The sequence below is a fragment of the [Clostridium] fimetarium genome (assembly GCF_900111235.1).
Lineage (GTDB): Bacteria > Bacillota > Clostridia > Lachnospirales > Lachnospiraceae > Clostridium_N > Clostridium_N fimetarium.
On record NZ_FOJI01000005.1, the window covers coordinates 128,544 to 154,081 of the forward strand.

Genomic DNA, 25,538 nt, shown 5'->3' on the forward strand with positions numbered 1-25,538 from the left:
AATTTAATATGGCAGTTAAAAATGCAATGACTTCAGATTTTCTTCATTCTGCTTATGGCGGAGAAAGTATGGCACACATGAGGTATCTTATCTGGGCCGACATGGCAAAAAAAGAAGGCTTTCCTAATATAGCTAAGTTGTTTGAAGCTATCTCATACGCGGAGAGGGTTCATGCATCAAACCATTTCAACGTAATTGATGGTGCCACGGCAGATGCCACTGTACCTGCAGGCGGCGTTTTTGGAACGGGTAAGACTGTTGATAATCTGCAAGGTGCCATCAATGGTGAACTTCATGAAGTGGAGCAGATGTATCCAGTCTATCTAAATACTGCAGAGTTTCAGAAAGAGACAGGAGCACAACGTTCTTTCCACTTTGCACTAGAAGCTGAAAAAATGCACGTTGAACTATTTAGACAGGCGCAAGAAGCTGCAAAGCAAGGTAAAGATATAGAGTTGATTGCTGTTTATGTTTGTCCAGTCTGTGGGCACACAATAATTGACAATGCTCCTGATAACTGCCCAGTCTGTGGGGCCAAAAAGGAAATGTATCATAAATTCTAAATTAAAAATACAAAGGAGATTAATTATGGAAGAACCAAAGATTGCTCAAAAAATGCCTTATGCTGTTGAGGTTGAAGAAGGAAAAACTTATTATTGGTGTGCTTGTGGAAGAAGTGCAAGTCAGCCATTTTGTGATGGCTCACACAAAGAAACATCATTTACTCCAGTTGCTTTTACTGCAGAAAAAACTGAAACCGTTCACCTATGCGGATGCAAGCATACCAACACACCACCATTTTGTGATGGTACACATGCGAAACTTTAAACACAGCAACAATTGTTGCAATAATTAATTTGAAAGAGGGATATAATATGAGTGAAACAATATTTTATAGATGTGAAATATGCGGAAATATGGTGGCTTTAATTAAATCTGGCGGCGGAACACTTACCTGCTGTGGACAAGCTATGACAAAACTAGAAGCAAACTCGACTGATGCTGCAAAAGAAAAGCATGTTCCAGTAGTGACAAGTGAAAGTGGAAAAATCAAAGTAGCAGTTGGATCAGTAGCACATCCAATGACAGATGAACACCATATCGAGTGGATTGCTTTAGTGACTGGTAATAAAGTGGAGATCACTTATTTAAAACCAGGAATGGAGCCCAAAGCGGAATTTACGAATTATACTGGCGATGCTGAAGTCATCTTCACTGGTGAAAATGACGAGATAGTTCCAAACTGTGAAGGAAGTCCTTGTAATTTCGTTAATAGATCCCAAGTAGCCAATGAGGTTACAGTTTACGCATACTGTAATTTGCATGGTCTTTGGAAAGCGAACCTATAAGCGCACTTGAAATTTGAGTGTACCTTTGATTAACATTTTGAAATTAATAAATGATTCAGACAAAGAAATGATCCAGACAAATAAATTAATAAAACAAAGGAGATGATACGCAATGCTAAATAAAGAATTAGTAACACTATTAAACAATCAAATCAATATGGAATGGTATTCAGCATATCTGTATCTTGATATATACGGATATTATGCAGATAAAAACCTCAACGGTTTTGCAACGTGGTTTAATATTCAAACACAGGAAGAACGCGATCATGCGATGCTGTTTACAAAATATCTACTAAATAACAGTGAAAAGGTAACTCTTCAGGACATTAAAGCTCCAAATACAGATTTTAAAACTTTCCGTGAGCCTGCAGAGGCAGCCTTTGAACATGAGCTTAAAGTAACAGCGTCCATTAACAATATTTATGCGACTGCATATGAGCTAAAGGATTTTCGTACAATGCAATTTCTTGACTGGTTTGTAAAAGAACAAGGAGAAGAAGAAAAGAATACCGAAGATGTTGTGAAAAAATACGACTTGTTTGGTACTGACGCCAAAGGACTATATATGTTGGATGCAGAACTTGCAACTAGAATCTATGCACCAGCAAGTCTTGTAATCTAAGTAACGTTATAAAAAATGAAGAAAGAGGTTATTAATATGACAGTATATGATTTCAAACTAAAAAACATAAAGGGACAAGAGGTAACTCTTTCCGAATATGCAGGGAAGCTAGTGCTGATTGTGAATACCGCAAGCAAATGTGGGTTTACTCCTCAATACGAAGGTCTTGAAAAGCTTTATCTCAAATATAAGGACTTGGGTCTTGTAATCCTTGGATTTCCATCCAACCAGTTTCTTGAGCAAGATCCCGGATCTGATGACGACATTGCCTCATTTTGTCGCATAAATTATGGAGTAACATTTCCACTGTTTTCCAAAGTAGATGTTTGGGGAGAAACAGCGGATCCATTATTTAAATTCCTATCGGACGCTGCTCCGTTTAAAGGCTTCGAGATGGAGAAAGAAATGGGCAAGAAGATTCAGGGTGTCGTAAAAGAACACTATCCAGAAAATCTAGAGGGTAACGGCGTTAAATGGAACTTTTCTAAATTCCTAATTGGCCGCGATGGAGCAGTTCAGGCAAGATTTGAGCCAACTGTCACACCTGAAGAACTGGACTCAATCTTAAAAGCAGCACTTTAATATTAAATTCTAAAGGAAAGGCGGTCACACTGTTCATTGTGTGGTTGCTTTTCCTTATGTTATATTTTTATTGTAGCAAAATAACAACAAAAATAATGGAGGTGGGTAATTTGAACACAAATAATAGAAAAGTGGTTTTAGTAGGAACAGGGTTTGTTGGTATGAGTTATGCCTATGCAATGCTTAATCAAAATACTTGCGACGAGTTAGTACTTGTCGATATTGATAAGAAACGTGCCGAGGGGGAGGCAATGGACTTAAATCATGGACTTGCATTTTCAGGATCTCACATGAAGATTTATGCTGGTTCATATGAAGATTGTACGGATGCCAACATTATGGTGATCTCAGCCGGCGTAGCGCAAAAACCAGGTGAAACAAGGCTTGATCTTCTTCAGCGTAATACCGCAGTTTTCAAGTCAATTGTTGAGCCAGTTGTGGCATCGGGATTTAGCGGAATATTTCTAATCGCAACAAATCCAGTTGACATTATGGCCCATATTACACTTACACTTTCTGGATTTCCTAGTCAGCGAGTAATCGGAACCGGTACTGCACTGGATACCGCACGACTTAGATATATGCTTGGTGAATATTTCCACGTTGATCCACGTAATGTCCACGCTTATGTAATGGGAGAGCATGGAGATAGCGAGTTTGTGCCTTGGTCTCAAGCACTTGTTGCAACAAAGCCAGTTTTGGATCTTTGTAGCGAAGCAGGTGGGAAATTTTCATGCGATGGAATGACCAAAATAGGTGATGAAGTTAAAAATGCTGCGCAAAAGATAATTGAAGCCAAAAAATCTACATATTATGGCATAGGAATGGCAATGGTGAGAATCACGAAAGCAATCCTCAGTAATGAGAATAGTGTGCTTACAGTATCTACATTGCTAAGAGGAGAATACGGCTGTGATAATGTTTATGCGGGAGTTCCTTCTATCGTAAATCAAAACGGCATTGAAAGTGTAATCACATTGTCACTTACCGATGAGGAGCTTAAAAAATTCCAGGATTCATGCAATATATTAAAAAACGCTTATTCGGGTATTCAGTTTAATTAAACTATTGAGTTGTTTTCTACCTCTTAAACACCAGCTTTTGTAATATTTATATTATATTTGTAATATTTATTTAATAAAGATAAACTTTACATAATATGGTAATTTAATTACAATAAAATCATGAAGTTTGTGATTTTAAAAAAGCGAAGGGTTAGGGAAAAGAAATGAAGAGAAAAACAGCATCTAAAGTAGTGATACAGATTTTATTAGTAGCTATAGTAACTGTCGCCATAATTGTAACCTGGTTTATTTTAAAAGAAAATGGAACAAATAATGCAGAACCAGTAATACAAAATCCGGTAGGTACTGAGGAATCAAAATTTTCAATCAAATTTTCTTATGGCTCAGATGATTATTGGACAAAATTAGATATGACAAATGCTGGTTATAAAACACAAGGTGAATACGAAACGGCAGTACTTAATTATATAGATGAAATTGCTAAATTATTGGGCAAAGAAGATTGGTATAAGCAGTATACGAATGAGGATAATACTATTTATTTAAATCTAGAGCTTGATTTACACGGTGCTGAAGAACTACCATACTTAAAATACCCAGAAAAATCAGATACTAAAACTTTAATATTTAACTTAAATTATCCAATTGGTATGATTACATATTGTGATCTGCCATTAGTGAATGCATTGACTCATTTGGTAACATATGATAAACAGACTGGAGTATCATCATTTTCAAAGACGCTTGATGATGGTCTATGTGACTATGTGCAGAACCATTATTATTCAGGAAAAGGAATTATGATATGTGATCGCCCAGCGCAGGAAGCAAAGGAATGTAATTATTATGTTATTGATGTTCATAAGGTTGTTAAATTGGAACAACGTCATACTTCATTGGCATTTGAAAAATTAGATACAGAGAATAATGGATTTGCTATGAGATATAGATATTCATTTGTTGATTATCTAATACAGACCTATGGATTAGAGGCTGTTATGAAAGTGCATGATGGACTGGATGAAAGCGCATATAATTCATTAAGTAAAAATGGATATAGCGGTTTGATTTCTGATTGGAAGCAGTTTCTTAGTAAATATGCGGATTTTACAAGCAGTGAAGCCCAAATAGAATCGGATGCATGGGAAAGTAACTATTATTTATACAGAAGATATTTTGACTTTAAATATTAATATCATTAACAACAGGAATGGAGAAAATGATGAATCAGAATTTACATTTTAATAGACAGATGTATATGTATTATTCTAGACGTATTTGCTTGTAGCTGTTGTTACTCAACAAAGTTGAGTATATGCACAGACGTGAGCCCGTAGGTCTTAAATGTCTGTGTAGAAAATGTAAATATAATCAGAATGGTTCATTCTTGAAAGATTATAAATTATTTGCAGAATCGCACTAGACATATTTTATATGTAGGTGCGATTTTTTGCTTTATCAGTAGAAAGGTGGTAAATGATAATATGGGGTTGATTAATTATGAAAAAAGTAATGTGGAAGTTAGAAAATTTGTAGCAGATGACGCTAAAACAGTAGCATCCTTGATTCACAGGAATTTTCTTGAAGTAAATATTAAAGACTATGGGCAGGAAGCAATGGAAGAAATGGTAAGAACACATGATTTTAATTGGGTATTAGGAGTGGCAAATTTTGCACATATGTATGTGTTCTGCGTAGATGATAAAGTGGTTGCTTGCGGATCAATTGCCAGTTTATGGGGAAGTTTGGATGAAAGCATTTTGCTAACCGTATTTGTATTGCCAGAATATCACGGACAAGGGATTGGAAGAAAAGTTGTTCAGACATTGGAGCTAGACGATTTATTTACAAGAGCGAAAAGAATAGAAATCCCTGCATCGATCACGGCCTGTGAATTTTACCAAAAGATGGGATATGATTTTAAGGGTGGAATAAAGGAGTTAGATTAAGAGAAACATTATAGGATGGAGAAATTTAGAGGAGGAGTGCAGGAATATGAATACACAAATGAATAGACAAATGAATAAACAAATGAATAGACAAATGAATATTAGAAAAATGTTGATTACGGACTACGAAGGAGTTTATCAGCTATGGACAAATACACCAGGTATGGGGCTAAATAATTTGGATGATTCTAAGAGTGGAATTGATAAATATTTAAAACGGAACTCAAATACTTGTTTCGTAGCAGAAAGAGATGACACTATTATTGGTGTAATTTTGAGTGGGCATGATGGAAGAAGAGGGTTTATTTATCATACATCAGTAGCAGTGGTGGAACGTAATAAAGGAATTGCTACCAATTTGATCCGATTTGCAATGGAAGCATTGAAGGAAGAAGGAATCAATAAAGTGGCATTGGTAGCATTTTCAAAAAATGAGATTGGAAATGCTTTTTGGGAGAAACAAGGGTTTGCGGTTCGAAGTGATTTGGTGTACCGAAATAAAAATATCAATGAAACGATCCGGATGGATACTTGATCAATATGCAAAATGGAATGTGGAAAAGCAAGAGAGAAAAGCAAGGTATTCTTATTAAAATCTCATGGAACATAGAAAAAATTGTGATTTTATGGTAAACTAATTATAGAATATAATTTCCATAATAATAGAAAAGTTCAACAATTATTAGTGAAGAATCATTTGATTCTATAAGGAGTTTTGAATATGATTAGATGTTTTAGAAGTACAAAATTTATATATTATATCATCAGCTTTATTGGAAGTGTGTATATTTGGATGAAGCTATTATGGATTAACAATTTTTATCTTGGAGGATTATTCGCTATCATATGGATTATAGCCATAGCATTGATAATGAATTCGTTTGCGTGGATAAAAATGAAAAAGATTATAAATATTATGAGGGATGATTGTAATCCCGAGAAATATTTACAAATTTGCAATGAATTATTGTCTCATTGTAAAGACAAGAAATCGAGAACTCTTTTGATGTTAAATCTATCCACTGGTTATTTGAAAGCGGGTGATAGAGATCGCGCACAGATGATACTTGATCGTATAGATGAAAATGGAAAAGGTAGGCGAGGGGCTACATATCGGGCATCTTATTATAATAACTTGGTTTCCTATTTTTTCCTAGAAAAAGAAACTGGAAATGTGATTGCCTCAATGGAAAAATTAAAGATTGCTCTGAATAACAAAAAGTTGAGTCGTGTATATAAAAATAAATTCTTGTGTTCATATAACGAGAAAGAAAGCTTGCTAAATATGACAAATGACATTTATGATGGTGCAGAACAGTTGTTTAATGATGTACTGATAAGGGAAAATCATATGTTGGGTAAAGTATATGTAAAATATATACTTGGAATAATATATTTACATGATAATAGACTTTGCGAAGCAAGAGAGGCGTTTGAATTCGTAGTTAAAAATGGTGGAACTTTATTCTACGTGAAAATGGCACAAAAGCATTTAAAGAAGATGATCGAAATAGAAATCTAAATTAGTACTGATTTTATTCACCGAGTTGGATGAAACCCAGAGAATTATTTTTCCGAAAAATTAAGAAACCATGAGGAACAGGTATAAGCGATAAGGGGGATTAACATATGATAAAATGTTTTAAAAGTACAATGATTTTATATTTCGTGTTTAGTTTTATTGGAGGGGTACCTATTTGTCTAAAATTAGGCTGGGATATTAATTTTTATGTTGGAGTACTAGTTGCTACGATTTGGATTTTTACTGTTGCAATGTTACTTGAAATATTTGCTCAGATAAAAATGAGAAAAATTATAAATATAATGATGGACGATTGTAATCTTGAGGAATACATACGAATTTGCGATGATTTATTGTTTGATCAAACAAATAAGAAGTTAGTAACGTTATTGATGCTTAACCTATCAACTGGTTATTTGAATGCTGGAAATAGAGAGAGAGCGAAAAAAACGCTTAACAGCATTGTTGGATTTGGTAACGGTAGAGCAGGAGCCATCTATCTGGCAATATATTATAATAATTTAGTTGCTTATTATTTTATGATAAAAGATATTGAAAATGTGGTTGATTCAATGGAAGAATTCAGGATTGCTTTGGATAATAAAAAATTGAGCCGTATATATAAAAATAAATTGTTGTATTCATATAGTGATTCGAAAGTTTTATTGAATATGGCAAATAATATTTATGATGGTGCAGAGCAGGTATTTAATGATGCATTGTTAAGGGCAAAGCATATGCTGAGTAAAGTGTCCGCGAAATATACACTTGGAATAATATATTTACACTATAATAGATCGAGCGAAGCAACAAAGGCATTTGAATTTGCAATTAAAAATGGAGGAACTTCCTGCTATGTATCAAGGGCAAAAGAGCATTTAGAAAAGCTGAATATAGAAAAACTGAATATAGAAAAACTTTAAATGAATATCTATATTACCATGTTATGGAGAATCACGAGGCTATTAATGAATTTATTAATAGTACTGCATCAAGACCTTATATAATCTTTTTTTGTTGCAAAAAAATAGGTGGTATTTTACAAAATCGTATTAATAGAACGATTACAAATAAATCTTTCAATATAGAATATAAATAGGCCTAAAATATGACATAATTTTACATAATAAGTAGTCAAAAATTGCTGACGGCTACTGAATTGTATGTTAATATACGAATATATATATTAATTAAAATGTTGTTATAAAAAATCGGAGGTAAATATATTCTATGGATAAAATTAGAATAGTAATTGTGGATGACTCACCTTTTTCTATTGCTATATTAAGAGACATTCTTGAAGACAAAGGGTATGAAGTTGTTGGTGAAGCTGGTACGCTTGAAGAAGTAAAAGAAGTGATAAAAGATAAAAGACCAGCATTGGTTACAATGGATATGACATTACCTGGTACGGATGGTTTTGAATGTACACGAGCTGTACATGAAATTGATCCCAATATAAAAGTGATTGTTGTAAGTTCTATGATGGATGAAGAAATCGTGAATGAAGCAAAAGAAAATAATGTTTCTGCATATATTCAAAAACCAGTTGACCCAGATGAACTTATTGCCGCAATTAATAGGGTAATGAGTTCGGAAGAAATTTATAAGTTACTAGAGACAGACTCTTTTCCAGTATTTAAAGAAGCTTTATTAGATGGTGTAAATAGAATGACAAAAACCTTACTTACTTTTAAGGATGAATATTCTGATGACAAAGAATACATATCAAAGGGCATGACTGTGATAATTGGAATAATTGGTAAGTTTGCGGGTAGAATGGTAATCGATTTATCAAAAGAAACAGCAGATAATATGGCAACTGCATTACTTAGAAGAGCACCTAAAAATAATGATGAGATGATAGGCGCAATGGCAGAGTTCGCAAATATAATTTCTGGAAATGCATGCTCTTTATTAAATAGAAAGGATAGAGCTTTAGGACTTCGTGTAGCGCCACCTTCTATACTACATGGTGATAATGTTCATATTTCAGCTCCAAGTTTTAAGACAAATACCGCAATAGCAGAAACCAATTTTGGTGATTTGTTGATGAACGTAGGTTTTACAAGAGGTGAAGAAAAATGGATGTAAATCATGTTAATCCGTTTATGGAATCTTTCCTTAATGTTATGCCTCAACTAGGGTTTAGCAAAGTTGAAAAAGGGCATTTAAGCGTGAAGGGTAAAGATCTTTTGAGTTCAGGTGTAATTATAATAGTTGGAATAGTTGGCGCTATTAAAGGTAATATAGTGTACTCAATTGATATTGAAAATGCTAAGAAAATAGCATCCACTATGATGATGGGCATGCCTGTTATAGAGCTAGATGATATAGCAAAAAGTGCATTATCGGAACTAACAAATATGTTAACAGCGAATGCAGCAACTCGTTTCTCTGTTTTAGGAATTCCAATAGATATTTCAACGCCAACACTACTTCATGGAAATGATATATCTTTAAAGATGAGCTCAAATCAGGTTCTATGTATTGAACTTTTAGCTGATAATATTCCAATTGAGGTCAATATAGCTTTTGATAATTAATTTAATATTTTCACTATACAATTAAATATGCTCCCCTTGTAGTAAACAGATTTTTTGACTGCTTACTATAAGGGGAGCATATTGTAATTATGTAATTATGTAATTTTAGTAAAATGTAATGTTATTCTATTTGTCGTTTGCCCATCCAAGCTTGTCGAAGATATAGAAGAGCAGAGACAAAACCATACCGACGATACATGCGAGCACCATGCCCTTTAATTCGACTTGACCAATTTTAAAAGCAACACCGGAAAGGCCAGTTACAAATACAACTGAAGTCAGTGTCAGGTTGCGGCTACGGCTATAATCTACTTTAGCATCAACTAAGATACGGATACCAGAAGCACCAATCATGCCGTACAGCAGGAATGAAATTCCACCAATGACAGGGCCTGGTATGGTCTGAATCAATGCAGCAACTGGTCCGATAAAGGAAGCGATGATTGATAGGAGCGCTGCACCACCAATAACTTGTACAGAGTAAACTTTGGTTATTGCCATAACGCCGATGTTTTCTCCATAGGTTGTAGTAGGTACGGAACCTACAAAGCCAGAAAGCATTGTGGATATACCGTCAGCAAATAAAGAACGATGTAAGCCTGGATCTTTTAGAAGGTCTCTTCCTACAATTTTACTAGTAACAAGTTGGTGACCGATATGCTCTGATGCAAGTACTAAAATGACCGGTAGGATCATCAAAATCGCCTCAAGATTAAAGTGAGGAGTTTGGAAATTTGGTTTTACAAGTAAGCTTTTATGCAATGCATCTACAACAATCTGAGGTGTTACAAGATTAGTAAGTAGTGCAGTGATATATCCGGCAACAATTGCAATTAATATTGGAATGACAGCGAAAATTTTACGAAACAGTACATTGCCAAACACAGCAACAGCCAAGGTCACTAGAAAAACAATGACATTTTTGGAATCAATGGACCCATCGGTACCTGGAAGGATACCGGCGGTGGAAGCGGCAGTGCTTGCAAGTTCCAGACCGATGAGCGCAACGACTGGTCCCATAGCTGCAGCTGGAAGTAAAATGTCAATCCACTTAATGCCGAACTTATAAACGATGAAGGATAAAACGCAGAGGGAAAATCCGACTACGATAAAGCCACCTAGCGCATACGAATATCCCCATTTTGTAATTACCAGACCAGCTGGAGCAAGAAAAGCAAAGCTAGAGCCAAGATATGCGGGAGCTTTCCCTTTGGTAATTAAAATAAATATTATTGTACCAACACCATTCATTAGTAGTACTACGGATGGATTGATTTGAAAAAGAATTGGTACTAAAACAGTTGCACCGAACATTGCGAACATGTGCTGCAGGGACAGCGGAATCAGTAGATTAAAAGGTACCTTTTCTTCCACTTGAATAATTTTTTTGTTTTCCAATTTAAAACCTCCTCGAATTATTATCTCGAAAAAGTATATCACAGTATACGTTGAAGGACAACAAATACCGCTTAAAACATCTATGGAAATGTCGTAAAAGGCAGTAAAAATAAATATTAAACGAAAATATAAGTTATAATGAAGAAACTATGATAAATTAGTGAATTGTTATTGTTTCTTTTTTCTGTTATTATAAAAATCAATAGAATATATTTGAATTGTCAACTATAAAACCTATTACATAAAATAGAGATAAACATGAATGAGTTCATCATTAATATCCCTGATTTTAAGTGGTATAAAGGCACCAACGGGAGTGAATATGAAAAAAAATGGAATTATAAAAAACATAATCATTAAAGATGCTATTATAAAAAACAAAACAACTAGAAATAAAAAGTCAAGAAAGAATATGTCGATAATTAGCCTCTTTATAATTACATTTACACTTCTTTTATTAATTACTTCTGGAGGAATTGCATTATTTATATTTTCCAGCTGGAAAACATCAGCCAGGAGTAGTACTTTAGAAATCGCAAGTAAAATGAATCAGGACGTTTTCAATCAGATAGATTCTTATATACAGATTCCAATTACGATTAATACGGTTAATCACAAATTGATAGAAAATAACGGATTTTATATGGATAATGAGGATGCACGAAATAAATATTTTGTCAGCGTGTTAAGTGCCTATAATAAAAATGTATACAGTTTTAGTTATGGAACTGCTAACGGCGAATATTATGGGGCACGCCTGGATGAGAACGGGAACATGGAGATTATAAAAAACAATGCCCAGACAAATGGAGAATCTTGGTATTATTATGTGAATGATAATATGACAGCTGGTAGCTTTGCAGTGAATGCAGGTAAGTTCGATCCTAGAACAAGAGAATGGTATAAATCAGCAGTTCAAACCGGAGGCCCTGTGTTTTCTCAAGTTTACAAACACTTTGTTATGGATGATCTTACGTTATCTGCAGCATGGCCGGTCTATGATAAAAATAGAGAACTTAAAGGTGTTCTTGGCACACATATGCTATTAGCTGATATAGGCAATCATCTCAAAGAAATCACTAGTAGCAACAATAGTTCTGTAATAATTATTGAAAAGGATACAGGATATTTAATTGCCAATTCTATAGGAGCAGGTAATTATTCTACGTCTGATAATGGTGACATAAATCGAAAAACCATAGCGGATATCAATAATTCCAGTATTCAGAAGGGATATGAAGAGTATCTTAACTCAGGCAAAACTGAATTGTCCATCAGCCATCAAAAGGAGAACGCATTTATTAATATTCAACAATATCAGCAACCAGGTCTAGATTGGCTGATTATTTCCACAGTACCAAAAAATCTTTTAATATCGGAGTTGGATAAAAATATAAGCATGACTGTGTGGTATGTTATTGGCTCTCTTTTGCTTTCTTTTGTGATCTATTTTATCATTACACGTAGATTATTAAATCCAATGAAAAATCTACTAAACACCTCAAAAAAAATAGAGACAGGAGATCTATCCGCTAGAGTAGCGATTGTCAGAGATGACGAGATTGGTGAAATATCAGAGGCATTTAATAATCTCGCAGATAATATGCAGCATCTAATTATTAATTTGGAGGATCAGGTAGCCACTAGGACTAAAGAACTTCGCTTTTTAAGTAACCATGACTATATGACCGGACTTTTGAATAGAAGAAGCTTCGAAAATAAAATGAAGGAAATGGATACAAATGATAATCTTCCAATTTCAATCATATTTATTGATATAAATGGTTTGAAAATGGTAAATGATACCTTTGGACATACTAATGGAGATAAGCTGATTATGGAAGCTTCACAGGTCCTAAAAGCCAACATTCGTGACACTGATTTATTAGCTCGCACTGGCGGAGATGAGTTTGTAATGCTATTAATAAAAACACAACAGCAGGTTGCAAACTTATTAGCTACAAAAATAGAAAAAGAGTTTTCTCAAAAAAAGATCAAAGCAATTACTTGCAGTATGGCAACTGGAGTAGATACAAAAACGAAACATTATCAGGAAATAGAAAAAATATTGGAAAATGCTGAAAATGAAATGTACAAGGAAAAAATCGCTTCCAGAAAAAGTTTTGGCACTGGAGCGATTATGAGTATTATAAATGCACTCCACGAAAAAAGTGCTTTTGATAAGGCCCATTCAGAAGAAGTCAGCATATTGTGTGAGCAAATTGGACATGTGATGAATTTGAATGAAACAGAAATTAAACAGCTAAGAGATGCGGGATATTTACATGATATTGGAAAAATCGCCCTTAGTGATGAGATACTCAGTAAGGATACGCACAAGCTTACTGAGATAGACAAAGAAATGCAGAGACAGCATCCTGCCGTAAGCTATCGAATTTTATCCATGTCAGAAGATACACTGGATTTAGCAAATGGGGTTTATGGACACCATGAAAGATGGGATGGTTCAGGATATCCCAAGGGTTTAAAAGGTGAAGAAATCCCATTAATATCTCGAATAATTGCTATTGCAGAAGCTTATAGTAGAAAAATGATTTCTAGTGATAACACTCAAACCAGTAAAGAAAATGCTTTAAACTCAATAATAAGAGATTCTGGGAAAAAATATGATCCTTACATCGTTGAATTATTTGTTAATATGATAAATAATAAAAAATAGAAATAATATACAAATCTTTACACCACATTTACACTTTGAAGATTATAGATTTTACTTTATGACGGTATAGTATGTTTAACATATTAATCATTTAGTCGATATTTATAGGAGGAAAAAAGTGAAAAAAATGGTGGGAAACAAAATTTTAAAAAAGGTAACTGCAGCAATCCTTGCAACAACTTTTATAGCCAGTTCAGGTTATTCGATTTATGCTGCATCACTTAGAGAATCATGGAATAACGCAGCTTCAACGACTACTACAGGGACAACGCTTCAGGACGGATCAGTGGTTTACTCAAATGTTTATGCGGATCCAACTGCGTGGGCAAGTTGGAAAACAGATTGGGATAAAATCAGAAAAAATTATGAGCAGGTTGCATTAACACCTGGAAAAGATGCTTCTGAGTTAAATTTTGGATGGTATTCATATACGGAAGAAACACCGGCAGTAAGGTTGACAGATAGTCAGGGAAATGTAACGGGACAAACATTTTATGGTGTTCAAGATAAAAATTCATTAAGCAGTGTTACGGAAAATGCTGTTACTACAAATCTTTATCCTAATAAAGTTAAAATTACTGGTATTACAAAAGCAACAACTTATTATTATCAGTATTTTCTAGATGGAGGATGGTCAGAAACATTTACTTACAAATCGCAAAATACGGATGCTTTTTCAGTACTTTATGTTGGAGATCCTCAAATTGGTGCATCAGTCGGACAAGCGGCAACAGAAACAAACGCATTTACAAATACTACTGAATATTATGCAAGAAATGATGCGTATAACTGGAATCAGACACTTAATAATGCAATCAAAGCAAATCCTAAATTGAGTTTTATATTATCGGCTGGTGATCAGATCAATCAGACGAGTGTAGATTCAGCTGTTAAAATACTTGAACAACAGGTTGAGTATTCAGGTTTCTTATATCCATCTGCTCTTAGAAGTATTCCCATTGCAACAGTAATTGGAAATCATGATTCTGGTAGCGTCAACTACAAAAATCATTTTAATAACCCTAATTCATTTACGGAGGAAGTAGGAGCGTCTACTGCAGGCAATGATTATTTCTTCTCATACGGAGATGCATTGTTTGTGTGTATTAATACAAACAATTATAATTGTCAGACACATAAAGATTTAATCGATAAAGCAATTAGTGCATATCCGAATGCTAAATGGAAAGTCCTTATGTTCCATCAAGATATTTATGGTTCAGGAGCAGATCATTCAGATTCAGATGGTATGATTCTTAGAACGCAACTTACTCCAATCATTGACAAAGCAGGATTTGATGTTGTTTTACAGGGTCATGATCATACATATTCAAGATCTTATCAAATATCTTCAGATAGTAATACATATACAGCATTTGGTAAAACAGTTGATACGAAATCAAGTGCATTTCTGACACAGAATGCAGCATGTTATAATATTCTTACCAACATTGCTTCAACAAATAAAGTCATTAATCCAAAAGGTACTGTATATTTTGAAGCAAACTCTTCAACGGGAAGTAAATTCTATCAGTTAATTACGACACAGCAAAATTATATTGCAGCTAGAAGTCAGAGCTGGAAACCTACTTATTCGGTGATTGATATTAATGATGTATCGCTAACCGTTAGAACGTACGATGCAGCAACAAATAAGGAATTAGTAGCTGATGGCGGAATTCAAACAGCATATACAATCGTAAAATCGGTAGAAAAAACAAATCTAGAAAGTAAAATTTCAGAAGCAACCAATTTATTAAGTGATACAAGTAAATATACACAAGATAGCCTAGCAAATTTACAAAAAGTAATTGCAGCTGCAAAAGTAATCTTTGATAATGCTGAATCAAATTCAGTAGCTGTTGCAAGTGCATATACTTCAATAGACGATGCAATAAAGGCTTTGATAAACTCAGATGCCCAAGCGGTAAATACTTCATATGTACAGCCAGCCGCTGCGACACAACAAGCAGGTCCTGTTACAGGAGATAACCCTATGACATTATATATATGCCTAGTAATGGCAGTGCTATCATCATCGTTACTTATTACAATGTATGTTGCAGATAGGAAAAAACGTAAGGCTATTAGCAATGATGAATGTATTTGAAAAATCAATCGCTAGTTTAACTGGTTATATTAAGCTAAATAGAAAAAAAATAATTCGATTTTTAGTTGTATCATTATTGTTCGTAGTTTTTGCAATTTTTGTAAATAACTATAAAAACATAGAAAAAACAGAAATGGTATCAACGACTGGAAGAACATTTGAGAAAGCTGTAGTTACCGAAATTATTGCCGATAATCTACAGGAAAATGAAGTCAGAGCTGGAAATCAGACAGTAAATGTAAAATTATTATCTGGTGATTTGAAAGGTCATCTAATGACCGCAACAAGCAGCGACGGAAATTTATATGGTGCAGTTTGTAAAGTGGGAACGAAGGTTATCGTTATTGTTAGTACTGCAGGAGATAACAGTTTGGCATCTGTATATTCAATTGATAGAGAATTTCCAGTTTATATTTTTATCGCAATATTTATATTAATATTATGTCTTATAGGCGGTAAAAATGGAATTAAATCGGCACTAGCACTTGCCTTTACTGTTGGCTGCATCTTTTATCTATTTCTGCCTATGATTTATAGAGGGGTATCCCCATTTTTGGCAGCAGTTATTGTCGCGATTATTACAACAATTGTTACAATGTATTTGATAGGTGGAATAACGGTAAAAACAGTATCCGCAATTCTAGGGACAATCGTTGGTGTCTTAGTAGCTGGAATAGCAGCATATTTATTTGGTAAATGTGCAACTATTTCAGGAAATAATGTCTCAAATATAGATACACTTATATTTGTGGGACAGAACACAAAAATTCAAATTAGCGGACTTCTTTTTGCAGGAGTAATCATTGCATCACTTGGGGCTGTTATGGATGTAGCAATTTCAATAGCTTCAACAATAAATGAGATAAACGAAAGAAATCCTGACATAACATCAAAAGAACTTTTCAAAAGTGGAATGAACGTTGGAAAAGATATGATGGGTACAATGTCAAATACTTTGATTCTTGCATTCACTGGTGGTTCATTAAGTATTCTTGTAATCAATTATGCATACAATCTGGAATACATGCAAATGATTAATTCCTATTCGATTGGTATTGAGATTATGCAAGGAATAGCTGGAAGCCTTGGAGTTATCCTCACGGTTCCATTTGTATCAGCAATCAGCGCTTTATTTATGGCAAAGAAGAAGGAACTATAATGAAAATTATACTGGATAAATAATAAAGAAGTAACTAAAGTGATTTTACAAGCCATTATGATTCCGTCATAGTGGCTTGATTTAGCATTAAAGAGGAGGACAATTCAATCACAGCGTCTATTGGCGGAATATATCTTCTATATACGGAATAAATATAATGAAAGGACGTGTTACTCTATAATTTGAAAGTTATTTATACCTGATTTAATACTTTTCCAAGAGCACTGTAAATAGCTGATAAATTTATATTAGGTACAAGATATTTAAATATATGAGATGTCATTTTTTAAATAATCTTTTGTATTATTATGTATTTTTATGTACTTTTTTATTGGTATATATGATATGATTAAATGGAAATTTATTCTAACGAAAGTTAGAGTTCGTATTTATCATAACTTGGTTATACAATTGTATAACTTTAATAGATTTATAATTAAAAAGGAGAGTTATTATGTTCTGTAAAAATTGTGGGGCAGAATACGTTACAGATAAAGCTAAAATTGGGATATACTTTGTAAAAAACTAAATTATTTTTATAAAAAAGTTCATATAATTAGCCCTACAAATCAACCTTTTGGTTGATTTTTTTTGTTTATTCGAGGTTATTGTGACTATCGTATTAAAGAGCTCGATTGAGACAAAAGGAATTGTTGTACTATCACAAGTAAAATACACCTTTTTTAAAAGTAGATAATGAAATAAAATGACTTGATTTCAAGTATAAAGAGCTAGTATAATGGTAATTAGATAGATTGATTATTATAAATTTTTATAAGGGGGAATTCATATGATAAAATATCGAAAAAGAATAATTGCTACGCTACTTTGCCTTGTGTTTTTAGGCATTATAATTGTAAGTTTGGTTAAGTGCTCTGTGAAAATCCAAGCGACTGATTTAATGAAAGGAGTAACTGCAAAAGAGGTAAGCGGTAAGACCAGCGATGATGAATTTATTAATAGTTCAGCAAATTTCGCAGTAGAGTTATTTAAGAAAACAGTATCTGTAGATAAAAATACTCTTGTTTCACCGCTATCAGTAATGCTTTCACTTGCTATGACAGCAAATGGAGCAGATGAACAGACAAAAAAAGAGATGGAAACTTTACTTGGTGGAACAATTCCACTTAATGAACTCAATAATTATCTTTATACATATGTAAAAAATCTTCCATCATCAAAAAAATATAAACTTAAAATAGCGAATTCTATTTGGTTTAAGGATGAGGAAAGTTTTATAGTAGAAGATGATTTTTTACAGAAAAATGCAGATTACTATGGCACTCAAATATATAATTCCAAGTTTGATAGTCAAGCAGCAACAGATATGAACATGTGGGTCAATAGAAAAACAGATGGAATGATAGGTAATATTATCGACAAAATTGATCCTAGTAATGTGATGTTCCTTATAAATGCGATTGCATTTGATGCAGAATGGGAAAATAAATATAATGGTAGCACGAATGGAACCTTCACAGCTTTTAATGGAATCAAAAGCACTGTGAAAATGATGTCAACTAGTGAGTCAGAGTATATAGATGATGGCAAGGTGACAGGTTTTATTAAGAGTTATAAAGATAATAAATACAGTTTTGTAGCACTCCTTCCATACGAAGAAAGTTCAATTAATGATTATATCTCTACACTTACAGGAGAAAGCTTATTAGCTGAAATTAATAGTGCTCAACATATCTCTATAGAAACACAACTTCCAAAGTTCAGTTCTGAATATTCGCTTGAAATGAAAGATGCCTTGATGGCGCTAGGTATGAATACGGCTTTTGATGAAAACACAGCTAATTTTTCCAAGATGGGTAAGTCTTCGGGAGGAAACTTATATATTGCCAATATTATTCATAAAACATATATAACAGTTAATGAAGGTGGAACAAAAGCTGGAGCTTCTACAGTTACAAGGATGGGGGTTAAGGGAACGCCGATAGTTGGCAAGCCTGTAATATTAGATCGTCCATTTGTTTATGCAATCATAGATAATTCCACGAGTCTTCCAATATTTATTGGAACGGTTATGGACATTAAATAATATATTAATTCCATTTTGTAAATCAACCGATAAATCAACCCTACAAATCAACCTTTCGGTTGATTTGTTTTTTTTCGTTTCTAGATACAATAAATATATCAAATAAAGAAATAGGAAAGAAATGAGGAAAATTATGAATCCAATTGTAGAGGTAAACAGTTTAGAAAAAAGTTTTGGAGATAAGAAAGTCGTAAAGGAAGTATCGTTTGATGTGAAAGAGGGGGAAATATTATGTCTTCTAGGTCCAAATGGAGCTGGGAAAAGTACAACTATTAATATCCTTTGTGGTATTTTGGGATATGATGCAGGGGAGATGAAATATAAAGGAAAGAATATAAATTCATGCCTGACTGATTTCAAAAAACATCTTGGGGTAGTTCCACAGGATTTAGCAATATATGAGGACTTGAGCGCAGCGCAAAATGTCAGATTTTTCGCTTCGTTGTATGGCTTAAAAGGAAAAGAATTAGAGAAAAGTGTCAGCAAAGCATTGGATTTTGTAGGCCTGTTGGAAAAAAGAGTAGATAAGGCAAAAACATTTTCCGGAGGAATGAAAAGACGGCTAAATATTGCATGTGCAATCGCTCATGAGCCAGAGTTGTTGATTATGGATGAACCAACAGTTGGGATTGATCCACAATCCAGAAACCATATTCTAAGTTCCATAAAAAAATTGAGTCAGCATGGTATGACGATTTTATATACAACGCACTACATGGAAGAAGTAGAAGAAATTTCAACACGTATTTTGATTATGGATAATGGTACTGTAATTGCGGAAGGAACGAAGGAAAGTTTGAAAGAGGATATTTTTGATGAAAGACAATTTATATTAGAATTAGAAGAGGATAATAATCTAAATATTGATGATTTTTATAAGATTGAAGGTATCAAGAAAATCGAGAAAAAAGAACAGCAACTAATCATTACGACGTTAAAAAACATTGAGAATTTAGATAAAATCATTGCTTTGGTAATCGCGAGCAAGTCAAAGATCTTAAATTTATTTTGTAGAACTGCAAGTCTTGAAAATGTGTTTTTACGTTTAACAGGAAAAAGTCTAAGAGACTAGGAGGAGGAAAAATGCGAAATTTATATTTGATTAGTAAAGAAGATTTTAAAAATCTATTCAAAAATCCAATGTGGTTATTTTATGGAACATTATTTCCAATTCTATTAGTAGTGATTCTTGGATTTTTAGGAAAAGACGGATATGGAAGTGATGTGACTTCTTATGATTACTATGGGATTACGTTAATAATATATTCTATTCTAACAAGTGGTATGACTTCTGCAAATGCATTTATGGAAATAACCATTCGTAAGCCTAATATGCGTATCATTTATGCGCCTGGAAATGCAAAAGTAATCTATTTATCAAAAATAGTTTCCTCTTTCGTTTTTTCATTTTTATGTCATTTATTTGATGTTATTTTCCTATGTGTGATTTATCATATTCATATAAATGCAGTTCCACAGATTATTCTTTTGTTTGGGATGGCAGAATTATTTTCGGTTGGATTAGGGGTTATGTTTTGCTGTATCTTCAAAACCGAAGCAATGGCAAATCAGATATTAAGTATTGTGATTAATTTATTAGCAATCTTTGGAGGCCTGTTGTTTCCATTGGATGGATACGGGAAGATAGTGCGTAAAATCAGTTATCTATCTCCTGCAAAATGGCTGGTTAAGGCTTCGTTTTCTATGATATATGATAATGATTTTTCGTGGTTTTATCCTACAATTGTTGGGTTGATTATAGCAATATTAGCAGTTTTTATTATCTGTAATAAAACATTTAGAAAAGAGGATTGCATATGTTAGTGATATTTAGAAATGATTGGAAGCGGTTGATGGAAGAAAAGTTATATTTATTTGTTTCAATGGGACTTACAATATGTGCAGTTGTAGCGGCTATTGTATTAACAAGTACGATTGAAACAAAAGGAAATATCGCTTTGATATTACCCCAAAATCAGTCAGTAATAGAGTCTGTTTCACAATTTACAAATAGCCAATATTTTAATGTTTCTATTTTAGAGACAGCACCTCCTAAATCAGAGCTGGTCCAAAATAGATATGATGCAGTTGTTACCATCGGGGAGGACGGTGCATATAAGGTAGAAACAATAAAAAGTGATGAAATAAAAGCAATGATTTATGCAGCACTTAAAAATCCGAATACCTTTGTTCCTAGTATGGAGACGACAAGAAGAATTGGAACGAATATAATCGGATATATGATGATGTTTCTACTTATACAGGGGGTCCTCTATGCGAGATTATTTGCAGAAGATAAAGAAAGACACATGATTGAAAGGGTGGTTATGTCACCAATTGCTTTTCAAAAATACTTATTTGGGCATGCAGCATTTATGTTTGCTATGATATTTGTTCCGACATTTTGTGTAATGGCTGTGGCTCAGATACTAGGTGTGGTTATAGGATTTTCATTGCTAACATATGCGGCGTTGATAGCAGTTTTGGCAATTCTAGCAACTTCTTTTGCATTATTTTTGAATTCATTTTTCTGTGTGGCGGATACTGCTAATATGCTTGGATCATCATTGATTATGTTATCTACCATACTTGCTGGAAGCTTTTATTCTTTCACAAAAGAGGAAACGTTGTTTGATCGATTAATTCATATTTTACCGCAAAAAGATTTTATTAATTTTACAAATGCATTAGAAAAAGGCAATCTTACAGGGGCCATTAAAATACAGTTCTTGTATGTGGTTGGGCTATCTGTAATATTCTTTTTCATTGCAGTAATAAAAACAAAAAAAGACTACATTTATCACAAATAATCTTTCTTGACTGTCATGGTCGTAGAAAGTACAATAAAGTGGTAGAGTGGAGGTGGAAATTTGTGGAAGTAAACATACCAATCTTATCTGTGAAGTTAAAAATGCCACAGCCTAGGAAAAACTATATTATTAGACACAGTTTATTTGAACAATTAAATCATTTAAAAGATTGCAAAGTAGTAATTGTAAAAGCAGGTGCTGGGAGTGGTAAGACTACATTACTTTCTAGTTTTGTCATAGAGACAGGATTAGAACACGTGAGGTGGATTTCCCTTGATGAAAATGCGAATCAGACATTTGTTTTCTGGAACTATATGATTGAATCAGTTAAGGACTATTTAGAAGATTCGAAAACGGATTTCCAAAACTTTTTTGATGGTAATATGCAGAAAGAGAATCTTTGGAAGATTCTTTCTCTCTTGGTTAATAAATTAAGTATGGAGAAGGAGATTGTATTAGTGCTGGATGATTTCCATATGATTTCAGATGAGTTTCTTATTTCAACGATAAACTTCTTTGTTGAAAATATGCCAGAGAATATGCACCTTGTATTACTTACAAGAGAAATGCCTGAAATTTATCTTGGAGAAGTGGCGATAGAAGATAAACTTATGGTAATCGATGAGGATGATGTTAGACTGTCAGAAAAAGAAAGTAGAGAATTTCTGGTTGATACTTTGAAATTAAAGAAAGAACAAGGAATCATCACTTCAATGATAGAAATTTCAGAAGGCTGGATAGGCGGACTTCAATTGCTTGCGATATCTTCAAGAGATAGAAATGTTCAAACGATGGCAAGTTTTAAAGTGTCGAATCGTGTCCTAAATGATTATATTACAAAAGAAATATTTGAGTTCCTATCAGAGGAAGAACAAGGATTTTTAACTGAAACCTCCATTTTAAGATATTTCAACCAAAAAATTTGTGGGAAATATAAGCCAGAGATTGATTTCATTCCGATGATGGAAGCTATTTTACAGAAGAATTTGTTTGTAATTAATATTGATGAAGTGGCGGGACTTTATCGTTATCATGCCATTATGGCTGAATATTTAAATGGTATCTTTGAAAAACTTGATCAAGAAAAGAAAATAGAGCTACATAATTTAGCGGCTTCCATATATGAACAATTGGGAGACTTTGAGGAATGTCTTTACCATCTCTTCCAAATTAAAGACTATGAGAAAATCATGAAACTGATACTGAAAATGCCACAGACTGTGCTCACATTTTCCTATTTAATGAAGGTCCCAATGGAGGAAATATCAAAGAATACAGATTTTGCTTATCAGTATTTTTTCTATTATTACTCGAGTATGGATGAAGAGGCATGCGAAAGAATTTATGGCTTTATTACAGCAAATATGAAGGAAGATGAAACATTTGAAGCATTTAATCGCTCGGATATGTTCTTTAGTGCGAGATGGGACTTTAGTAATTCTAATATCTTATCACTAGAACAGATCAATAAACTTCCTCTGAATTCAATTACAACTGCGTTTTTATTAATTAAAGAGGCGTATTTTTTATATGCGGATTCAAAATTTCAACAAGCAATTGACTATTTAAATTGTGCAGGAGAGGTATATAAAAAAACTGGTAATATTTATATAGGATTTTTTGTGTTATCGGAAAAAGCACAGATTTTGGAAGATATGGGAGAATTGTCAAAATGTGTTGATTTGTATAAAGAAATGGAACCAATGGTTTCTCAAATAAAGTCACTGGCCTGTTCTTATTATATCGGTATTGCTGGACTTTTTATAAGACAGCTGTTTCTTGATAAAGCATTTGAAATGCTTGAAAATGCAAGAAAATGTATGAAGAGCGACGCTAACAGTATAGACAGAGCATATCAATATACGTTAGCAGAATATTATTATTTAAGTGGCGACGATATTATGACAGAAAAACTTTTGTTAGATGTTATGGGGCAGGAGGCATTTCAAAATATTTATTATTCCGGAAAATTATTACGGTATCCGATTTACAGAGGGCAACATAGTGAACTTGCAAAACAATTTGCAACTATGTATGCTGCATCTGATGATTTCATAGAAAATATGGACTGCGATCTATTGTATACGAGTATTCAATATGAACTTGGTAATAAGGAAAAAGCGATGGACCTCGTGGAAGTGTTAATCGCAAAGGCGAGAAAAATACAAAATAAATTAAAGATAGTAGAAGGAGATCTTTTAAAAGCACGTATGTTACTTGAGAACCAGGGAAATATAAGGGATATTCAGAATCTGTTTTTAGAAGCAGTTTCCTATGCAATAGATGATAGAATTGCCAATCCATTTTGGTTTGAAAGAAAAACAGCAAATAAAATAATGCTTGATTTAAAGACAGAATTGAAAAAGGAATTGACGGATGAGGAATTTGAATTTGTATCATGTGTCCTATCAGCAGATCCGAAACATGGAATGAAAGAGAACACAAGATACGAACATGAAAAGAAGAGGGACGATTTAACGGAACGTGAAAAAGAAGTGCTTCATGAATTGTCATATGGAAGTACGAATATCCAGATTGCAGAAAAACTATGTGTCTCGCTAGCAACAGTTAAAACGCACATTAATAATATATATGGAAAACTTGGTGTCAACAACAGAGTTGCAGCAGTAAACAAAATTAGAACTTAACTATAAAAGTTTATAACAAGGATTTTAAAAAAATGAAAAAAGATAAATTTAAAAGTCTCACATAAAGACAACTTTTTTTTGAAATAGTTAAAATTTTGGATAAGTTTATGTTATAATAATATTGATTTAGTAAATCAAATTAAAAATAATGGAGGTATGAATTATGAAAAAATATCAATGTCCTTGTGGTTATGAGTATGATCCTGAATTGGGAGATCCTGATAACGGAGTTGCTCCAGGAACAGCTTGGGAAGATGTTCCAGCAGATTGGGTTTGCCCAACTTGTGGTTTAGACAAAGATTCATTTGCAGAAATGTAATTAGTAAAGTAAAAACATGTAACTTACGAATGTGAATTATGATTTTTCAGGAAGAGGTAAATCTAATGAGCGAATTAAAAGGTTCAAGAACAGAAGCAAATTTAATGGCTGCATTTGCAGGTGAATCACAAGCTAGAAACAAATATACATTTTATGCCTCAAAAGCAAAAAAAGATGGATATGAGCAAATTGGTGCATTATTTGCAGAAACAGCAGCAAACGAGAAAGAGCATGCAGAAATATGGTTTAAGTTACTTCATGATGGAATCGCAGATACAAAAGTTAATTTAGCTGACGCAGCTGCTGGTGAGCATTATGAGTGGACTGATATGTATCCTACTTTTGCAAAAGAAGCGAGAGCTGAAGGCTTTACTAGGATTGCATATCTGTTTGAAGAAGTTTCGAAAATCGAAAAAGAGCATGAAGCAAGATATAAAAAATTATTAGCAAATATTGAAGATGGGGTTGTATTTTCAAAAGATGGAGATACAATTTGGCAATGCAGCAATTGTGGACATATTTATGTCGGCAAAGATGCTCCTGAAAAATGTCCAGTTTGTGATCATGCAAAGTCTTATTTCCAAATAAAAGCTGATAATTATTAATTGAATAAGAGATGTTAAAAGTGAACGAAGTTCGCTTTAAGGTTAGTTGCTTTCTGAGTTTTTTGAAAGCAGCTAGCCTTTTTTTGTTGAATTAAAAGATATAGATAAATGTTATATTTTACCTACTAATTATTTATTAATTAAAATATTTTGATAGAAATTTA

24 protein-coding genes are annotated in these 25,538 nt (G+C 33.3%); 23 read left to right on the top strand and 1 reads right to left on the bottom strand.

The window, feature by feature from the left end:
- The first annotated feature begins 26 nt into the window (after positions 1-26).
- From BMY18_RS08015 to BMY18_RS08075, 13 genes are all read left to right on the top strand, one after another.
- Complete coding sequence (locus BMY18_RS08015; RefSeq protein WP_330385965.1) at positions 27-563, top strand: rubrerythrin family protein; 537 nt, start codon at positions 27-29, stop codon at positions 561-563.
- Between the two features lie 25 nt (positions 564-588).
- The gene (locus BMY18_RS08020) at positions 589-828 is read left to right on the top strand and encodes a CDGSH iron-sulfur domain-containing protein (RefSeq protein ID WP_092452550.1); all 240 of its coding nucleotides are present in this window, start codon (positions 589-591) and stop codon (positions 826-828) included.
- A 47-nt stretch (positions 829-875) separates the two neighbouring features.
- The gene (locus BMY18_RS08025) at positions 876-1,349 is read left to right on the top strand and encodes a desulfoferrodoxin family protein (RefSeq protein ID WP_092452552.1); all 474 of its coding nucleotides are present in this window, start codon (positions 876-878) and stop codon (positions 1,347-1,349) included.
- 112 nt (positions 1,350-1,461) lie between these two features.
- Positions 1,462-1,974, top strand: coding sequence for a ferritin (locus tag BMY18_RS08030; RefSeq protein ID WP_092452555.1), 513 nt, complete (start codon positions 1,462-1,464; stop codon positions 1,972-1,974).
- Between the two features lie 36 nt (positions 1,975-2,010).
- A complete protein-coding gene (locus BMY18_RS08035; RefSeq protein WP_092452558.1) occupies positions 2,011-2,556 on the top strand; it encodes a glutathione peroxidase in 546 nt (181 codons plus the stop codon).
- A 110-nt stretch (positions 2,557-2,666) separates the two neighbouring features.
- Positions 2,667-3,620 carry an L-lactate dehydrogenase gene (locus tag BMY18_RS08040; RefSeq protein WP_092452561.1) on the top strand — a complete coding sequence of 318 codons (954 nt, stop codon included), beginning with the start codon at positions 2,667-2,669 and terminating at the stop codon, positions 3,618-3,620.
- Between the two features lie 164 nt (positions 3,621-3,784).
- Positions 3,785-4,774 (top strand): hypothetical protein, encoded by a 990-nt coding sequence (locus tag BMY18_RS08045; protein WP_092452564.1) that lies wholly within the window; start codon positions 3,785-3,787, stop codon positions 4,772-4,774.
- A 291-nt stretch (positions 4,775-5,065) separates the two neighbouring features.
- On the top strand, positions 5,066-5,530 hold the full coding sequence (locus BMY18_RS08050) for a GNAT family N-acetyltransferase (RefSeq protein ID WP_092452567.1): 465 nt from the start codon (positions 5,066-5,068) through the stop codon (positions 5,528-5,530).
- A gap of 46 nt (positions 5,531-5,576) precedes the next feature.
- Positions 5,577-6,065, top strand: a complete 489-nt coding sequence (locus tag BMY18_RS08055; RefSeq protein ID WP_330385962.1) for a GNAT family N-acetyltransferase — start codon at positions 5,577-5,579, stop codon at positions 6,063-6,065.
- Between the two features lie 186 nt (positions 6,066-6,251).
- A complete protein-coding gene (locus BMY18_RS08060) occupies positions 6,252-7,052 on the top strand; it encodes a hypothetical protein (RefSeq protein ID WP_092452570.1) in 801 nt (266 codons plus the stop codon).
- Between the two features lie 107 nt (positions 7,053-7,159).
- Positions 7,160-7,975: a hypothetical protein gene (locus tag BMY18_RS08065; RefSeq protein ID WP_092452573.1), complete on the top strand. Its 816-nt coding sequence runs from the start codon at positions 7,160-7,162 to the stop codon at positions 7,973-7,975.
- Positions 7,976-8,282: 307 nt separating this feature from the next.
- Positions 8,283-9,146: a response regulator gene (locus tag BMY18_RS08070; RefSeq protein ID WP_092452576.1), complete on the top strand. Its 864-nt coding sequence runs from the start codon at positions 8,283-8,285 to the stop codon at positions 9,144-9,146.
- Positions 9,137-9,598, top strand: coding sequence for a chemotaxis protein CheX (locus BMY18_RS08075; RefSeq protein WP_092452579.1), 462 nt, complete (start codon positions 9,137-9,139; stop codon positions 9,596-9,598). The genes BMY18_RS08070 and BMY18_RS08075 overlap by 10 nt, the downstream gene beginning before the upstream one ends.
- A gap of 126 nt (positions 9,599-9,724) precedes the next feature.
- Here BMY18_RS08075 and uraA read toward each other — a convergent pair whose 3' ends face one another.
- The gene (uraA, locus tag BMY18_RS08080; protein ID WP_092452582.1) at positions 9,725-10,996 is read right to left on the bottom strand and encodes a uracil permease; all 1,272 of its coding nucleotides are present in this window, start codon (positions 10,994-10,996) and stop codon (positions 9,725-9,727) included.
- 262 nt (positions 10,997-11,258) lie between these two features.
- Between uraA and BMY18_RS08085 the strand changes: the two genes are divergently transcribed.
- From BMY18_RS08085 to rbr, 10 genes are all read left to right on the top strand, one after another.
- Positions 11,259-13,676: a diguanylate cyclase gene (locus tag BMY18_RS08085; RefSeq protein WP_092452585.1), complete on the top strand. Its 2,418-nt coding sequence runs from the start codon at positions 11,259-11,261 to the stop codon at positions 13,674-13,676.
- Between the two features lie 127 nt (positions 13,677-13,803).
- On the top strand, positions 13,804-15,786 hold the full coding sequence (locus tag BMY18_RS08090; protein ID WP_092452922.1) for a purple acid phosphatase family protein: 1,983 nt from the start codon (positions 13,804-13,806) through the stop codon (positions 15,784-15,786).
- Positions 15,770-16,945 carry a YibE/F family protein gene (locus BMY18_RS08095; RefSeq protein ID WP_242940993.1) on the top strand — a complete coding sequence of 392 codons (1,176 nt, stop codon included), beginning with the start codon at positions 15,770-15,772 and terminating at the stop codon, positions 16,943-16,945. Before BMY18_RS08090 ends, BMY18_RS08095 begins: the two co-directional genes overlap by 17 nt.
- A gap of 790 nt (positions 16,946-17,735) precedes the next feature.
- On the top strand, positions 17,736-18,992 hold the full coding sequence (locus BMY18_RS08100; RefSeq protein ID WP_092452589.1) for a serpin family protein: 1,257 nt from the start codon (positions 17,736-17,738) through the stop codon (positions 18,990-18,992).
- A 133-nt stretch (positions 18,993-19,125) separates the two neighbouring features.
- Positions 19,126-20,064, top strand: a complete 939-nt coding sequence (locus tag BMY18_RS08105) for an ABC transporter ATP-binding protein (protein ID WP_092452592.1) — start codon at positions 19,126-19,128, stop codon at positions 20,062-20,064.
- Between the two features lie 11 nt (positions 20,065-20,075).
- Entirely contained in the window at positions 20,076-20,816 is a 741-nt protein-coding gene (locus BMY18_RS08110) for an ABC transporter permease (protein ID WP_092452595.1), read from the top strand.
- Positions 20,810-21,802, top strand: coding sequence for an ABC transporter permease (locus tag BMY18_RS08115; RefSeq protein WP_092452598.1), 993 nt, complete (start codon positions 20,810-20,812; stop codon positions 21,800-21,802). Before BMY18_RS08110 ends, BMY18_RS08115 begins: the two co-directional genes overlap by 7 nt.
- A gap of 62 nt (positions 21,803-21,864) precedes the next feature.
- Positions 21,865-24,450 carry a LuxR C-terminal-related transcriptional regulator gene (locus BMY18_RS08120; protein WP_092452601.1) on the top strand — a complete coding sequence of 862 codons (2,586 nt, stop codon included), beginning with the start codon at positions 21,865-21,867 and terminating at the stop codon, positions 24,448-24,450.
- A gap of 163 nt (positions 24,451-24,613) precedes the next feature.
- Positions 24,614-24,769, top strand: a complete 156-nt coding sequence (locus BMY18_RS08125; protein ID WP_092452604.1) for a rubredoxin — start codon at positions 24,614-24,616, stop codon at positions 24,767-24,769.
- Between the two features lie 65 nt (positions 24,770-24,834).
- Entirely contained in the window at positions 24,835-25,374 is a 540-nt protein-coding gene (gene rbr, locus BMY18_RS08130) for a rubrerythrin (RefSeq protein ID WP_092452607.1), read from the top strand.
- The last annotated feature ends 164 nt before the right edge of the window (positions 25,375-25,538 follow it).